Annotated in this window: 14 protein-coding genes; 11 read left to right on the top strand and 3 right to left on the bottom strand. The window is 69.7% G+C overall.

The annotated features are described in order from the left end of the window. The 6 genes from G1H11_RS27330 to G1H11_RS24610 form a co-directional block, all read left to right on the top strand. Window positions 1–101, top strand: a 101-nt coding sequence (locus G1H11_RS27330) for a hypothetical protein (protein ID WP_343074920.1), incomplete at its 5' end; no start/stop codon positions are given. A gap of 149 nt (window positions 102–250) precedes the next feature. Then, a complete protein-coding gene (locus G1H11_RS24630) occupies window positions 251–1,141 on the top strand; it encodes a TrmH family RNA methyltransferase (protein WP_163821323.1) in 891 nt (296 codons plus the stop codon). A 66-nt stretch (window positions 1,142–1,207) separates the two neighbouring features. Next, entirely contained in the window at window positions 1,208–1,675 is a 468-nt protein-coding gene (locus G1H11_RS24625) for a PPOX class F420-dependent oxidoreductase (RefSeq protein ID WP_163821322.1), read from the top strand. Window positions 1,676–1,812: 137 nt separating this feature from the next. Further along, entirely contained in the window at window positions 1,813–2,922 is a 1,110-nt protein-coding gene (gene pheS, locus G1H11_RS24620) for a phenylalanine--tRNA ligase subunit alpha (RefSeq protein WP_163821321.1), read from the top strand. Next, a complete protein-coding gene (pheT, locus tag G1H11_RS24615) occupies window positions 2,923–5,442 on the top strand; it encodes a phenylalanine--tRNA ligase subunit beta (protein ID WP_163821320.1) in 2,520 nt (839 codons plus the stop codon). It abuts the gene before it with no gap. A gap of 66 nt (window positions 5,443–5,508) precedes the next feature. Continuing rightward, window positions 5,509–6,312 (top strand): SDR family NAD(P)-dependent oxidoreductase, encoded by an 804-nt coding sequence (locus G1H11_RS24610; protein ID WP_163821325.1) that lies wholly within the window; start codon window positions 5,509–5,511, stop codon window positions 6,310–6,312. 32 nt (window positions 6,313–6,344) lie between these two features. On the opposite strand, the gene G1H11_RS24605 is transcribed toward G1H11_RS24610, so the two are convergent. Then, window positions 6,345–7,622: an ABC transporter substrate-binding protein gene (locus G1H11_RS24605; RefSeq protein ID WP_216844116.1), complete on the bottom strand. Its 1,278-nt coding sequence runs from the start codon at window positions 7,620–7,622 to the stop codon at window positions 6,345–6,347. 415 nt (window positions 7,623–8,037) lie between these two features. Here G1H11_RS24605 and G1H11_RS24600 point away from each other — a divergent pair, with 415 nt between their 5' ends. From G1H11_RS24600 to G1H11_RS24590, 3 genes are all read left to right on the top strand, one after another. Next, window positions 8,038–9,453, top strand: a complete 1,416-nt coding sequence (locus tag G1H11_RS24600) for an SLC13 family permease (RefSeq protein ID WP_163821318.1) — start codon at window positions 8,038–8,040, stop codon at window positions 9,451–9,453. Window positions 9,454–9,464: 11 nt separating this feature from the next. After that, a complete protein-coding gene (locus G1H11_RS24595; protein WP_163821317.1) occupies window positions 9,465–10,277 on the top strand; it encodes a serine hydrolase in 813 nt (270 codons plus the stop codon). Between the two features lie 101 nt (window positions 10,278–10,378). Further along, window positions 10,379–11,953 (top strand): N-acyl-D-amino-acid deacylase family protein, encoded by a 1,575-nt coding sequence (locus G1H11_RS24590; RefSeq protein ID WP_163821315.1) that lies wholly within the window; start codon window positions 10,379–10,381, stop codon window positions 11,951–11,953. Here G1H11_RS24590 and G1H11_RS24585 read toward each other — a convergent pair. Both G1H11_RS24585 and G1H11_RS24580 read right to left on the bottom strand, forming a co-directional pair. Next, the gene (locus tag G1H11_RS24585; protein ID WP_163821313.1) at window positions 11,944–12,663 is read right to left on the bottom strand and encodes an HAD-IA family hydrolase; all 720 of its coding nucleotides are present in this window, start codon (window positions 12,661–12,663) and stop codon (window positions 11,944–11,946) included. The two genes, G1H11_RS24590 and G1H11_RS24585, sit on opposite strands and share 10 nt — an antisense overlap. 14 nt (window positions 12,664–12,677) lie before the next feature. Next, complete coding sequence (locus G1H11_RS24580; protein WP_163821311.1) at window positions 12,678–13,727, bottom strand: zinc-binding dehydrogenase; 1,050 nt, start codon at window positions 13,725–13,727, stop codon at window positions 12,678–12,680. A 110-nt stretch (window positions 13,728–13,837) separates the two neighbouring features. Here G1H11_RS24580 and G1H11_RS24575 point away from each other — a divergent pair, with 110 nt between their 5' ends. Further along, entirely contained in the window at window positions 13,838–14,416 is a 579-nt protein-coding gene (locus G1H11_RS24575; protein WP_163821309.1) for a TetR/AcrR family transcriptional regulator, read from the top strand. Between the two features lie 49 nt (window positions 14,417–14,465). Continuing rightward, complete coding sequence (argC, locus tag G1H11_RS24570; RefSeq protein ID WP_163821307.1) at window positions 14,466–15,506, top strand: N-acetyl-gamma-glutamyl-phosphate reductase; 1,041 nt, start codon at window positions 14,466–14,468, stop codon at window positions 15,504–15,506. Window positions 15,507–15,564 lie beyond the last annotated feature (58 nt).

The following is a 15,564-nucleotide window of genomic DNA, read 5'->3' as shown; positions in this document are numbered from 1 at the left end:
TCATCACCCGCGTCGCCTACGGATTCAAAGACCCTCACGCCCTCATCGCCCTGGCCATGCTCTCCCTCGGCGGCTACCGCCCAGCCCTCCCGGGCCGCTAACCCACGGAAACGTCAGGAGAGCCTCAAATGATCATGTAAACCATGTTTTCCCGTGCCGTACCATGCCTGCAGACATGGTGAAGCACGGGAAAACATGGTTTACATGATCATTTGGGAAGCGGCGCGGGGGAGTGGGGTAGAGGTGGGTCGTGCTCAATGAGCGCTCGGAGCGGGTCCGCCAGACTCGTAAGCTCACCCGCCGGCCGGCTCGGGAGAAGAGCGGCCTGTTCCTCGCCGAGGGTGCGCAGGCGGTGCGGGAGGCGGTGCGCTCGGGTGCGGATCGCGTCGTGGAGATCCTGGTCACCCCAGGAGCGCAGGATCGGCATCCCGACATCGTGACAGAAGCGGCTCAGGTCGGCATCGACGTGCGTGTCGCCGGCGATGCCGCGCTCGCGTCGCTGTCCGAGACCGTCACCCCGCAGGGTTTGGTGGCGATCTGCCGGTCGATCGTCCGGACGCTCGACGACGTGCTGCCGGCCGACGACGCTCCGGCAACCAGTTACGTGCTGCCCGCCGGCGATCCGCCGTCACCGGACGGCCCGTCGGATAGTCCGGCTCCTGGCCCGCCGAGTCTGGTCGCGGTCCTTGTGGACGCGCGCGACCCGGGCAACGCCGGGACCGTGATCCGCTGTGCCGACGCGGCGGGCGCTGACGCGGTGCTGTTCAGCCACGGGTCGGTGGATCCTGAGAGTGGCAAGGCGGTACGGGCGTCGGCGGGGAGCCTGTTCCACATTCCCGTGGTGTCCGGCGCGCCTGCACATGTGATCGTGCAGCGGCTGCGCCAATCCGGTCTGACGGTGCTGGCCGCTGACGGCTCCGGTGATCTGGATCTCGACGAGGCCGAGGCCGAGGGCATCCTGTCCCGGCCGACGGCGTGGTTGTTCGGCAATGAGGCATGGGGGCTGCCGGATGAGGTCCGCGCCGTAGCCGACCACGTCGTCCGCGTACCCATCTACGGGCAGGCCGAGAGTCTCAACCTCGCCACTGCCGCGGCGGTCTGCCTGTACGCCTCCGCTCGCGTCCTCCGCACCTCACCGTGATCATGAACGATTGTCCACGTGCTGATGCCGGCGATCGTCGATGATCACGGGGATAGGGTGGAGGTCATGCCGAGTTTCGCCACCAACACCACCGTCGACCTGGACGGCCTGCTGGAGTTCGTCCGGCCGCGCCACCACGCCGTGTTGCTGACCACCCGCGCGGACGGCAGCCCGCAGGCGTCTCCGGTCACCTGCGGGGTGGACGACGCCGGACGCCTCGTGGTGTCGACGTACCCGGATCGAGCCAAGGCGGTCAACGTCCGGCGCACCTCCTGGGCCAGCGTCGTCGTGCTGTCTGATGACTTCGGGGGCGCCTGGGTCCAGGTGGACGGCGAGGCCGAGGTGCTCGACCTGCCCGACGCGCTGGAGCCGCTGGTCGAGTACTACCGGAACATCTCCGGCGAGCACCCGGACTGGGACGAGTACCGGGACGCGATGCGCCGCCAGGGCAAGTCCCTGATCCGGGTGACGCCGCAGCGGTGGGGACCGATCGCCACCGGTGGATTCCCCGCCCGCCTCGCCGACCAGGGCTGAGCCCTTGCGTCCGGCAAAGGGAGCGCCGGAGGGCACGCTCTGCAGGACGCAACGGACGGGCTGAGCGCGCAGACGCCGCGGAGTCGTAGAATCGCGGGGTTGTTCCCCAGCAGACCCATACGCAGGTAGCGAGGAAAATGTCCGCGCCCAACAAGCAGTTCGATCCGGTCGAAGTCACCCCACTTCACCCCGACGAGGTCGCCCGCATGCGCGACGAGGCGCTCGGTGCCATCGCGCAGGCCGGTGACCTGGAAGAGCTGAAACAGGTGAGACTCGCGCATCTGGGTGATCGCTCGCCCCTGGCCCTGGCCAACAAGGAGATCGGCGCCCTGCCGCCCCAGGCCCGCAAGGACGCCGGGCAGCGTGTCGGTGCCGCGCGCCGGGACGTGACGGCGGTGCTGGAGGAGCGCCAGCAGGTCCTCGAGGCCGAGCGCGACGAGCGGGTCCTGGTCGAAGAGACGGTCGACGTCACGCTGCCGTGGGACCGCCGGCCACGCGGCGCCCGCCATCCGCTCACCACCATCCAGGAGCGCGTGGGCGACGTGTTCGTCGCCATGGGCTGGGAGATCGCCGAGGGTCCCGAGGCCGAGGCCGAGTGGCTGAACTTCGACGCCCTCAACATCGGGCCGGACCACCCCGCGCGGACCATGCAGGACACGTTCTTCGTGGAGTCCGAGGACTCCGGTGTCGTGCTGCGGACCCACACGTCGCCGGTGCAGGCCCGGACCATGCTGTCTCGCAAGCCGCCCATCTACGTGATCTGCCCGGGCCGCACGTTCCGCACCGACGAGCTCGACGCCACTCACACGCCGGTGTTCAGCCAGGTCGAGGGGCTCGCGGTCGATGAGGGGCTGACCATGGCGAATCTCAAGGGGGCCCTGGATCATTTCGCCTCGGCGATGTTCGGCGACGGCATCACCACCCGGCTGCGTCCCTCGTACTTCCCGTTCACCGAGCCGAGCGCCGAGATGGACCTGCAGTGCTTCGTGTGCCGGGGCGACTCCGTGGGCAACCCGGACCGGCCGTGCCGTACCTGCAGCTCCGAAGGCTGGATCGAATGGGGTGGCTGCGGCATGGTGAACCCGCGTGTGCTGGTGGCGTGCGGCGTCGACCCGGACCGCTACACCGGCTTCGCGTTCGGGATGGGGCTGGAGCGCACGCTGATGTTCCGGCACGGGATCGAGGACATGCACGACATGGTCGAGGGCGACATCCGGTTCGCCGCCGCGTTCGGGATGGAGATCTAAATGCGCGTCCCTCTGTCCTGGCTTCGCGACTACGTCCACCTGCCCGCTGAGATCCCGTCCCGCGACGTCGCCACCAGGCTGATCCGGGCCGGTCTGGAGGTCGAGACCGTCCACGAAGCCGGCTCCGACGTCACCGGCCCGGTGGTGATCGGCCGAGTGCTGGAATTCAGCGAGGAGACCCACAAGAACGGCAAGACGGTGCGCTGGTGCTCGGTCGACGTCGGTCCGGAGCACAACGTGGACCGCTCGTCGGAGAGCACCGTGGGGGCGGCGTCTCGCGGCGTCGTCTGCGGCGCGCGCAACTTCGAGGCCGGCGACCTCGTCGTCGTCTGTCTGCCCGGCGCCGTGCTGCCCGGCGGATTCGCCATCACGGCGCGCAAGACCTACGGGCACGTCTCAGACGGCATGATCTGCTCGGCACGTGAGCTCGGTCTCGGCGAGGACCACAGCGGCATCATGGTGCTGGGTCCCGATGAGGGCGAGCCGGGCGACGACGCGATCCAGGTACTGCACCTGCGCGACGACGTCCTGGACATCGCCGTGACCCCGGACCGTGGGTACTGTCTGTCCGTGCGTGGCGTGGCCCGGGAGGTAGCCACCGCGTACGGCCTGGAGTTCCGCGACCCGGGCGCGGCGGATCCCGCAATGCCGGCCGGTGAACCCGGATACCCGGTGGAGGTGGCCGACGCCGAGCGCTGCCCGGTGTTCGCCGCCCGGACGGTCACCGGGTTCGATCCGGCCGCGCCCAGCCCGCGCTGGCTGCAGCGCCGGGTGCAGCTGGCCGGGATGCGTCCCATCTCGCTGGCTGTCGACGTCACCAACTACGTCATGCTCGAGCTGGGTCAGCCCATCCACGGCTACGACCGTGACCTCCTGCGGGGCCCCGTCGTGGTGCGCCGGGCCGAGGAAGGCGAGAAGCTCACCACCCTCGACGGCGTGGTCCGCACGCTCGATGCCGACGACCTCCTGATCACCGACGAGTCCGGTCCCATCGGGCTGGCCGGCGTGATGGGCGGCGGAACGACGGAGCTCGGTGCCGGAACCACGTCGGTGGTGATCGAGGCGGCGAACTTCGAGGCGGCGGGTATCGCGCGCACGGCTCGCCGGCACAAGCTTCCCAGCGAGGCGTCCAAGCGGTTCGAGCGGGGCGTCGATCCGGCGCTGCCGGTGGTCGCGGCGACCCGGGTGGCGCAGCTTCTCGCCGAGCTGGGCGGCGCGACGGTCGAGCCCGGGGTGACCATCACCGGCGGAGGTGCCGTTCCCGCGTCGTTGGAGATCTCGGCCGGCCTTCCCACCAAGATCGTCGGCGTCGAGTACACCTCCGAGGAGGTCGTGCGCTCCCTGGAGACGGTCGGCGCCGCCGTGGCGAAAGACGCCTCTGGCATCCTGACCGTGACCCCACCGAGCTGGCGACCCGATCTCACGGACCCACACGACCTGGTCGAGGAGGTCGCCCGCCTGCGCGGATACGACTCGATTCCCTCGGTGCTGCCGGTGGCCCCGCCCGGGCACGGTGTCACCTTCGGCCAGCGGCTGCGCCGCCGGGTGGAGCGGGCGGTCGCCGCTGCCGGGTTCGTGGAGGCGCCCTCGTATCCGTTCGTCGGCGAGTCCGATTTCGACGCCCTCGGTTTCCCCGCCGACGACGCTCGCCGCCGGGCGCTGCGCCTGGCCAACCCGATCTCCGATGAGCAGCCGCTACTGCGCACCACGCTCCTGCCTGGGTTGCTGGCCACTGTGCGCCGCAACGTCGGCCGTGGCGCCACTGACGTCGCGGTTTTCGAATCGGGCCTGGTCTTCCGCCAGGACGACGCTCCGCTTCCACAGCCGCCGCGGCTGCCGGTTCACCGCCGTCCCTCCGACAACGAGCTGGCGGCGCTGGAGGCCGCGCTGCCTCACCAGCCGCGCCGGATCGCCGTAGCACTGTGCGGTGACCTGGAACCGGCCGGGTGGTGGGGCCCGAGCCGGCCCGCCACCTGGGCAGACGCAGTCGACGCCGCCCGGCTCGTCGCGGAGGCCGCGGGCGCCGAGGTGCGGGTCGAGGCGGACCAGCACACACCGTGGCACCCGGGTAGGTGCGCGGCGCTGTATGTGGGGCAGACACTTGTCGGCCATGCCGGTGAACTGCACCCCCGGGTGCTGAGCACGCTGGGCCTGCCGGCCCGCACGTCGGCGATGGAGCTGGAACTCGACCGGTTCCCGGCCACCGACGAGCCGGTCCGGGCGCCGTCGGTGTCGACGTTCCCGGTGGCGACCCAGGACGTGGCGCTCGTCGTCGACCAGGCGGTTCCCGCCGCGTCCGTCCAGGAGGCCCTGGTCGAGGGCGCGGGGGAGCTGCTCGAATCGGTGCGGCTGTTCGACGTCTACAGTGGCGCCCAGGTGGGCGAAGGCCGCAAATCTCTGGCGTACGCGCTGCGATTCCGGGCTCCGGACCGCACGCTGACGGTGGAGGAGACCACGGCGGCACGGGACGCCGCCGTGGCGGTCGCGGCGGAGCGGACCGGCGCGGCCCTGCGGTCCTGACCGACCTGTTCCCGGCCAGGGTGCGGGGGATCCGGCCGCCTGGCGGGAGATCATTGAGAGGTGAGTATGGCGATGAAGCGAGCCCTGATCACTGGCGCGAACCGGGGTATCGGCCGGCACCTGGCCCTCGGCCTGGCGTCGCAGGGCTGGAGCCTGGGTCTGCTGGCACGCAACAAGGACGCCCTGGAAGCGGTCGCCACCGAATGCCGGCAGGCAGGTGTCCCGGTGGCCGTCGCCGTCGCGGATGTCACCGACCCCGGCGCCGCAGCCGACGCCGTAGGCCGGATCGCCGACGAGCTCGGCGGGCTCGACCTGCTGGTGAACAACGCCGGAGTGATCGAGGGGTCGGATACGGACTTCTTGACCAGCCGTCTCGACGAAACGTGGCGGGTGATTGAGGTCAACGTGCGTGGCGTGCTCGCGGTCACGGCCGCCGTGCTGCGCCGGATGCTGCCCGCCGGCGGAACCCGGGTGGTCAACATGAACAGCGGCGCCGGGCACAAGGCGATGACCGGCTACACCGGATACACGCTGAGCAAGGGTGCGCTGGCGCGCTTCACCACGCAGCTGGACGCGCAGTACCGGGGGCGTGGCGTGCGCGCTTTCGATGTCGCGCCCGGACACGTGAAGACCGATATGACGACGCCGATGCCGATGCACGCCGGGCGCACGGACTGGACCGCGCCGCAGGACGTCGTCGACCTGATCGTCGCCATCGGGGAGGGCAGGCTGGATGAACTGGCCGGGCGGTTCTTCCGGGCGGGGACCGACACCGCCGAGTCGTTGCTCTCTCGCGAACGGCAGATCATCGACGCCAACGCCCGCGTGCTGCGCTTGGCTCCGGTCGACGCCGACGACCCGGTGGCCTAGCGCGCCGGCCTGCCACCGGGTGGTCGAAGCCGTCAGCTGCTGCTGAGGTTGGAGCTGAGTTCGTCGGCGAAGCTTTGTGCGCCCTGCTCGGGACTTGTGCGCTCGAACAGCACCTCGCTGGAGTAACGCTGGAATATCTGCTGGGTATCGGCGGCGCCGACGGGCGGCGGAGCAGGCGGGCCCTCGATCTCGCCGGCGATGTCCTCGATGAACGCCGCGGCATGCTTGTCGGCATCTGACAGTTGCTCGCTGATGGCCTCGCGAATCTCGCCGTTCGGTGGCAGTGCCCGTTCGGCGAGCAGAATCTGGCCCGCTTCCTCGCTGTTGACGATGAAGTCGAGGAACATCGCTGCTTCCTCGGGGTGCTCGGTACGCGACGACACGGACCAGAACATCGATGACTTGTAGAACGCGCCGTTGTCCGTCGCCGCGCCGGTCTGGCTCGGCATGCGCAGCAGGACCATGTCTTCACCGGACATCTCGGTATACGCGTGAATCTGATTGCTCCAGGCGAAGCCCATGGCGACCTTGTTGGTGGCGAGCAGGCTCTGGTCGATGGCGATCGTGTAGTCCTCCACCGTCCGAGTCGCCGGTGGAGCCGCGCCGATCTCCTCGAGTTCCAGCGCGAACTCGTAGAACGAGGCCAAGGTCCCGGGGCTGAACGCGACGTCGTCTTCGCCGTACAGCGACTCACCGTGCTGACGCGCCCACACCGTGAAGGCGGACTCCGCACCGCTGAACGACGCCGCCCCGTACACGCCGTCGGGTGTCTGCTCGCTGATCTCCGCCGCGAGTTCGCGGAAGTCTTCCCATGTCCACGTCTGGTCGTCGGGAAGCTCGACGCCGGCCTCGTCGAAGATGGCCGGGTTGGCGAAGACACTGAGCGAGTTGACACCGGCCGAGAGGCCGTAGATGCCGCCGTCGAACTCGCCCGTGGCCAGCGTGGACTCGTCGTACGTGGTGGTGTCGAGGGCATCCTGCGTCGCCAGGTCGAGCAGGGCGTCGCGTCCGGCGTATTCGCGCAGGTAGAGTTCGTCCATCTGGATAATGTCCGGGGCATCGCCGGCGGCGACCTGGGTGGCCAGCTTGTCCCAGTAGCCGGACCACTCGCCGAATTCACCTTCGACGGTTATCCCGGGGTGCTCCGCCTCGAACGCCTCGATCATCTCCTGGGTGACCTGATGGCGGACATCGGATCCCCACCAGGTGAATCGGAGCGTCACATCGCCACCATCGGCGGTGTCGTCGGCTCCGCCGCAAGCGGCGAGCAGCAGGACGGCGCTCGCGCCACCCGCCGCGGCTCGAATCAAGGCGGAGCTCCGGGCACCGGAGGCCCTGTCGTTTCGTCGGGGCGGCGTCTCGCCACACGTCATCGTGATCTCCTCGAGCTGTGCAGGTCCCGGAATTGAGCTACCGGCTGTGCGGCGGCGCCGGACCGTTCGCTGGACGACGACGACTTGCAAGGAAGCTAGGGAAACCGCTTTCTGATGTCAAGACATCAGCCGGTGCTCATGCGAAGGTACGGTCCTCACGGCCTCCCGTTCTTCCCGGGATACCGCTCGTATGCAGCGCCGATAGGGCGAGCGGCCAGATTGGCCAAGCAGGAGGACGCGACGATCGTGGCCTAGACCTCTGTCCGAGTTACTTGTACGGTGAAGATCTTGTGAACGTCCATCAGCCTGCGCCGCCGTGGGCAGGCGCAATCGTCGACCTACGGGAGAGAGCATGACGTCCGCACCGCTCGCGGTCGATCGTGAAGAACGGTCCCGGCGGCGCCTCCGGGTAGCCACCGGGCTTCTCGTCGCCGCGCTGTTCGCCGCCGTGGTGGTCAACGCCACGTCGGACCAGCTGGGGTGGTGGGGCCTGCTTCCCATCCTTGTGTACGTCGTCCTGGTGTTGCTCGAGGTGAACGTCGTCCTCGCGACCGGAGCGGCGGTCGTGGTGGGGTTCGTCCTCACCAGCCAGGGGCCGCTGGAGATCGGCACCATGATGTCCGAGTCTCTGGGCTCCTTCATCGCCGTCATCGGCCTGATCATCATGCTCGGCGCCGGACTCGGCCGGATCGCGGCCGACACGGGGGCGGCGCAGACGCTGGTCCGCATGCTCCTGCACCGCATCGGCGTCGATAGCCCGGTGCGGATCCAGATCGGGATCATGCTGGCGTCCACCGTGCTGGTGGGCGCACTGGGCACGCTGGCAGGCGCCAACGCGATCCTCGCCCCGATCGTCATCCCGGTAGCCGCCGCGGTCGCCAGGTCGCGGCCGTCGGTGGCGGCGATGCTGCATGCCGGAGGCGCCGCCGGGCTCGTCACCGGCCCGTTCACACCGCCCGTGGTGACCATCACCGGGGCGGCCGGCATCAGCTACCTGGAGTACCTGATCACCGCCGGCCTGCCGATGGCGGTGGTGGTGTGGGTGACCGGTTTCTTCATGGCGCGCTACATCCAGCGCCGCACCGAAGGCGCCGAGCAGTACACGGAGCAGGACGTCGCCGAACTGCAGACGGCCGACGCTGTGCCCACTGGCCGGGAGAAGCGGGCAGCGGTGGCGTTCATCGGCACCATCGTCGCGATGGCGGTGCTCGGCGTCATCCTCGAAGCGGGCTTCGCGTACGCGATCGTCGTCATGATCGTGACCGCCATCGTCACCGCGCTCGCGGGCGGCATGCGCCCTGCCGACGCGCTGGCGTCGTTCTACGCGGGCGCGGCCGCTCTCCTGTGGCTGTTCTTCCTGTTCTGGTTGTTCAACCCCTTGCTGGTGATGATGGAGGAGTCCGGCGCTTACGAGGCGATGCTGGATACGCTGCGCCCGGCACTGGAATCCGCGGGGCCATGGCCGTTCCTCATGCTCGCGCTGGTGGTCGGCTGGGTCGGCATCGCCGGCGCGGCAGTGGCGCAGGTGGTGCTCATCAACGAGCTGCTGTGGCCGATCGCGGCGGTTCTGGGGATTCCGCCGACGGCGTGGGCGGCAGCCCTGCTGGGCGGCAGCCAGATCGACTGGTTCGGGCCGTTCCCCAACGCGGACATGATCGGGCAGATGGGGTTGGCCCGCTCGTCGAACCTGAAGATGATGCTGTTCAACGGATGGGCGATCATGAGCGCCACCCTGGTCCTGTTCGCCGTCTTGTTCGCCGTCCTGTGAGGAGACAACCGATGCCGGCATGGCCCCGACACAGCGCCGGGACGCTCGGCGAGCAGCTGGCGGGGCTGGCGGCGGAGTCGCCGGGTACGTGGGCGTTCGCAGTCCGTGAGCAGGGCCGGGCGGTGGCGTCGGTGCGGGGCGACGTTGTGGTGCCCGCCGCGAGCACCATCAAGGTGGCGCTGATGGTCCTGGCGCTGCAGGACGTCGAGGCCGAGCGGTGCAGGCTCGATTCCGTCCTGCGGGTTCCCGACGAGCGGGTGGGCGGCAGCGGTGTGCTGAGGCTTCTGCCGTCCGTCCGGGCACTTCGGCTGGACGAGACATTGGAGCTGATGATCGGGATCAGCGACAACACGGCCGCCAACATGGTGATCGGCATGCTCGGCGTCGACGACGTCGCCCGCCGGGTCGCGGCACTGGGCGCACGGAACACCCGGCTGGAACGACGCCTGATGGACCTCGAGGCAGCCCGTCAGGGCCGGGACAACGTGACCACCGCCGACGATCAGGCACTCCTGCTCGATCTGCTGGCCGGCGAGACGGTGCTGTCAGTGGAGCTGAGGCAGCACGCCCTGGAGATTCTCGGGCGCCAGCAGGTCAATGACCGGATGCCGGCGGCGCTGGGACCTGACGTGGTATGCCGGCACAAGACCGGGGAGCTGGAGGGTGTGCGGCACGACGTCGGCCTCCTGGAGTTCGATGGGCGGCAGGTGGCGTTCGCGGCTCTGGGCACGGATCTGCCGGAACAGGCGGCGGGCGGAGGTCCGGCCGGCAGCGTCATCGCCGGCGCGGCCCGGATGGTGGTCGATGCCGCGCGGGCACGCTGAGGGTGCGTCATCCATGTTGGGCGGCGTACCGACATCATCCGGGTGATCACCCCGATAACGTCGGTATCCGTGGGCCGGCGGGTGTTCGTTAGGCTGCGATCATGAGCCACCACGAGATCGTCGTCCGGGGCGGCACCGTGATCGACGGCACCGGATCGGAGCCGGCGACGGCCGACGTGGGCATCACCGGCGGCAGGATCCGGGCCGTGGAGCCTGGTCTGACGGGAGACAGGGTGATAGACGCGTCGGGGTATGTCGTCGCACCCGGTTTCATCGATCTGCACTCGCACGCGGACTTCAGCATCGAAGGCTGGCCGGCCGCCACCACGCAGCTGTATCAGGGCGTCACCACGTTGCTGACGGGCAACTGCGGGTTCTCGCCCTTTCCAGTCGCGGACCTGGCCGAGGCCAAGGCCGCCTCCGCGTTCTTCGCCCCGGAGCTGAGCTGGGACTGGACCGATCACGACGGCTTCGCCGCGGCCGTCACCGGAAGACGTCCGGCAGTCAACGTCGCTGCGCAGATAGGCCACTCGTCGCTGCGGCTGGCGGCGATGGGCGCCGCTGAGCGGTCCGCGTCCGGCGAGGATCTGACCGCGATGTCGGACCTTCTGTCGGCCGCCGCGACGTCGGGGGCGTACGGATTCTCCACCGGCCTCATCTACGCGCCCGGCACTTACTCGACCGTGGATGAGGTCCGTCACCTGGTCGGTGTGGCGGCCGCTCATGGGCTGCTGTACTCCACCCACATCCGGAACGAGTCCGAGCGCTTGCTGGAGGCTGTGGACGAGGCGATCCAAGCGGCCGAGAAGGGCGCGGCGCGGTTGCAGATCTCACATCTGAAGGCTGCGGGACCGCGGAACCACGGCAAGGTGGCCGACGCCTTGGCGATGATCGACGACGCCGCCTCGCGCGGCCTTGACGTGGCGGCCGACGTCTACCCCTACACGGCGTCGAGCACGACGCTCACCACGCGGCTGCCGACCTGGGCCCTAGACGGAGGCACCGGCGACCTGCTGCGCCGGCTGGCGGATCCGGCCGGGCGCGAGCGGATCCTGGACGCGTTGCGCTCGACGGTGGGCCAGAGCCTCGCGCCGGAGAAGGTCGTCATTGCCGATGTGGGGGAGGGCCGGTTCTCGGAGGCGGCCGGTCTGAGCCTGGCCGACGTCGCTCGGGTCGAGGGTGTCGACGACGCCGAGGCCACCCTGCGCATACTCGAGGCACATGACGCCGCGGTCGCGGTGGTGATGCACGGCATGAGCGACGCCGACGTGGAGACGGTCCTGCGGCATCCTCGGGTAGCCGTGGCCAGCGATGGCTGGGTGATGCGCCCGTCCGGGCCGGGTCGGCCACATCCCCGCAACTTCGGCACCTTTCCTCGTGTCCTCGCCCACTACGTGCGCGAACGGGGTGTGCTCACACTGTCGGACGCGATCCGCAAGATGACCTCGTTGCCCGCCTCGCGGCTGGGGCTGAGTGACCGGGGCGTCATCCGGGCCGGTGCCGTCGCCGATGTGGTCGTCTTCGACCCGGACACCGTCGTGGACAGGTCCACGTTCGCGGACCCGTGGCAGCTGTCGGCCGGCGTGAACACGGTTCTGATGGGCGGCCAGGTGGCCCTCGAGAATGGCGAGCCGACGGGCGTGCGTGCCGGCTCAGTACTGCGCCGTCAGCCGTAGGCTTCCCGGGAGGCCCGAGCCAGTTCGTCGAGTGAGGAGACGTGCAGGTCGGGCGTGGTGACGGCGGCGGGCGCCGGTGTGGCGCCGAAGCCGTGCCTGCCCTGGCGCCGTTCCACCCAACAGGTCCGCAGGCCGAGCGCGTGCGCGGCGCCGATGTCGTGGAATTGGCTCTGCGCCACATGCAGAACCGAACCGCGCTGATAGCCGTGCACACTCTGCCGTCCCAGGCAGTAGGCGAACATCTGCGGATCGGGTTTGTTCACGCCGACGTCCTCGGCCGTGACCGCGTCGTCGAACGGCGAGCCCAGCGTCGCCGACATGGCGTCGAGCGCCCAGTTGTCGGCGTTGGTGAGCGCGACGAGCCGGTAGTGGTGCCCGAGATCGCGGAGGGCGTTTACCGCGTCAGGGAAGGCCGGCCACCGGGGTATCGACTCGCGCAATGCCTCGGCCTGCGGGGCTCTGTCAGGAAGGCCCAGATCCGCGGCCATCCGGCCATAGATCGGCGCCAGCATCTGGGTGAAGGGAAGCTCGGGTGTCTCTCGGGCCTGCTCGGCTTCCGCCCGGCCGAAAGCTTCGAGCAGGTCGTGGTCGCCGACCGTGAGGCTCGCACCGCGGACCACTGGCCGAAGACAGTCCAGGATGCCCGTTTCGAAGTCGATCAGCGTGCCGACCACGTCGAAGGTCATGACCTCGATGCCGCCCAGGGTCATCGACGCTCGCCGCCTCACGCCGATGCCGGAGTGACGACGAGCTTGCCGAAGAAGCCCTTGGCGACGAACTGCTCCTGCGCGGCACGCAGCTCGGCCAGGGGGTAGCTCGCCGCCAGCAGCGGCTTCAACTGGCCGGCCCGGATGTGTTCCAGCAGCTTGGCGAAGTCCTCATGAGTGCCGAACGACGAGCCGACGATCTGGAGCTGCTTGAGGTAGACCGTGCGCAGGTCGGTCTCGACCAGCGGGCCCGCGATCGCGCCGGCGACGACGTAGCGGCCCAGGGGACGCAAGATGGCGATGAGGGCCGGAAACGACGGACCGGCGACCACGTCGGCCACGACGTCGATCTCGCGCCCCGGCGCCGCGGCTTCGACGGCCGCCGCCAGGTCCGCGGCGTCACGCTCCACGGTGGCAGCCGCGCCCAGCTCACGCGCCTGGCGGTGCTTGCCCTTGCCGGCCACGGCCACCACGTGCGCGCCCCGGACGTTGGCGAGCTGGATCAGCGCCGAGCCCACCCCTCCCGACGCGCCGGTGACGACGAGTGTCTCGCCCTGCCGGACCGCCGCCCGGTTGAGCATCCGCATCGCCGTGGTGTACGCCGTGGGGAAGGTGGCTAGCTCTGCGTCGCTGAGTGGGCCGTCCACCGGGTGTGCGTTCTCGGCCGGCACGGTCACGAGCTCGGCGAAGCCGCCGTCGCGCTCGCTGCCGAGCAGGTCGGTGACGGCGAGCTCGCGCTCGCCGCCCTGGTAGATGGTCGGGTCGACCAGGACCCGCTGACCGATGCGTGACTCCGGGACACCCGGACCCACCTGATCGATCTGCCCGGCGACGTCGGCTCCCTGGATGCGGGGGAAATGCAGGGGTTCCCGGCGCCAGCCGGCTGTGGCTCCCGGATCCCCGGGCGAGCCGTACGCGCCCTCTCTGGTCCAGATGTCCGTGTTGTTCAACGCCGTGGCGCCGACCTTGACCCGTACCTCGCCGGGCCCGGCCTGCGGATCCGGCACGTCGTCGCGGTATTCGAGCTTCTCAGGTCCGCCGAATCCGGTGAGGAGAACTGCACGCACGTGCCTGTCCTTTCGTGATATACCGACCAGTGTGGTTACCACGGAAACACGAGAATGGCAGCATGTCAACCCACCGGTCAGTATAGTAGCCAGGAATCTGGAGGCACGTCATGGGTGAAGCTCTCACCCCGGCTGGGCGGCGTACCCTGGACGCCGCCGCGGAGCTGTTCTACACGCAGGGCATCCATGCCGTTGGCGTCGATGCCGTCGCGTCCGCCGCCGGCATCACCAAGAAGACGCTTTATGCATGTTTCGGGTCCAAGGATCGGCTGGTCGCCGCGTACTTGAAGGAGCGGGACGAGCGGTGGCGGCAGTGGCTGCGCGAGCAGGTCGACGAGCCCGGCGGCCCAGCCAGGGACCAGATCCTCGCCACGTTCGACGCTCTCGCGGCCTGGGCCGAGCGCGAGAACTCGCGCGGTTGCGGTTTCGTGAACGCCCTGGCGGAGTTGCCGGCCGCGGATCACCCGGCGCGCGCCGTCATCGCGGAGCAGAAGCGCTGGATGCTCGGCTATCTCACCGGACTGGCCGCGGCCGCCGGTGCGGAACCGCCCGAGGCGCTCGGGAGAACGCTGTTCCTCCTCCATGAGGGCGCGTCGGTGGCGGCGAGTATCGAGGCGGTTCCGGACGCCGCCCGGCACGCCCGGTCGGTGGCGGCGGATCTCGTTCCCGACGGCGGCATGACCACCTGAGGGTCGATTGCGGTTGCATGATGATGCAGTAACCCGCATACTCATGCTCATGGGAACGAAGGTCGCGGTAGCGGGAGCCAGCGGATACGCGGGCGGCGAACTGCTGCGCCTGCTGATGGGGCATCCGGAATTCGAGGTGGGTGCCGTCACCGCGCACAGCAGCGCCGGCAAGACACTGGGCGAGGTCCACCCCCAGCTCACACCGATTGCTCACCGGATGATCGAGGCGAGTACACCCGAGGTGCTCGCCAGACACGACGTGGTGGTGCTGGCACTGCCGCACGGTGCCAGCGGGGCCATCGCCGCCCAGCTCCCCGAGGACACACTCGTGCTGGACTGCGGCGCTGACCACCGGCTCACCGATCCACAGGCCTGGAGCCGGTTCTACGGCACCGAGCACTCCGGAACCTGGCCGTACGGCCTCCCGGAACTCGTACACGCGGACGGAACCAAGCAGCGATCCGCTCTGGGCGATGCCCGGCGGATCGCGGTGCCGGGATGCAACGTCACCGCGGTGAGCCTCGCGATCGCGCCCGGTCTCGCGGCCGGTGTCATCGCGCCGGATGACATCGTCGCCGTGCTCGCCAACGGTCCGTCCGGCGCAGGCAAGGCGCTCAAGCCGCATCTCCTGGCCAGCGAGATTCTCGGCGCGGCCACGCCGTACGCCGTGGGCGGGGTGCACCGGCACATCCCGGAGATCGAGCAGAACCTCGCCGCGGCAGCCGGCGCGCCGGTAAGCCTGTCCTTCACGCCGACCTTGGTGCCGATGAGCCGCGGTATTCTCGCCACGGTCACCGCGAAGCTGACCGCCGACGCCGCGGCGGCACGCCCGGCATGGGAGAACGCCTACGCCGACGAGCCGTTCGTCCACCTGTTGCCCGAGGGCCAATGGCCGACGACGGCGGCGACGCTCGGGGCCAACACCGCTCATCTCCAGGTCACGGTCGACGAGCGGGCCGGTCGCCTGGTGGCGATCGCGGCGATCGACAACTTGGCCAAGGGCACCGCGGGAGCGGCGATTCAGTGCGCCAACCTCGCGCTCGGCTTTCCCGAGACACTCGGATTGCCCACCGCCGGGGTGGCGCCGTGAATGCCGGCAGCCACGTGAGGCGAGCATGGCACGCAGCCGAGAACGGGCGGCCACGGCG

Origin of the sequence: Phytoactinopolyspora alkaliphila, assembly GCF_010550695.1 — a bacterium.
GTDB classification, from domain to species: Bacteria; Actinomycetota; Actinomycetes; order Jiangellales; family Jiangellaceae; genus Phytoactinopolyspora; species Phytoactinopolyspora alkaliphila.
This window is presented reverse-complemented; position numbering and strand designations above follow the sequence as displayed.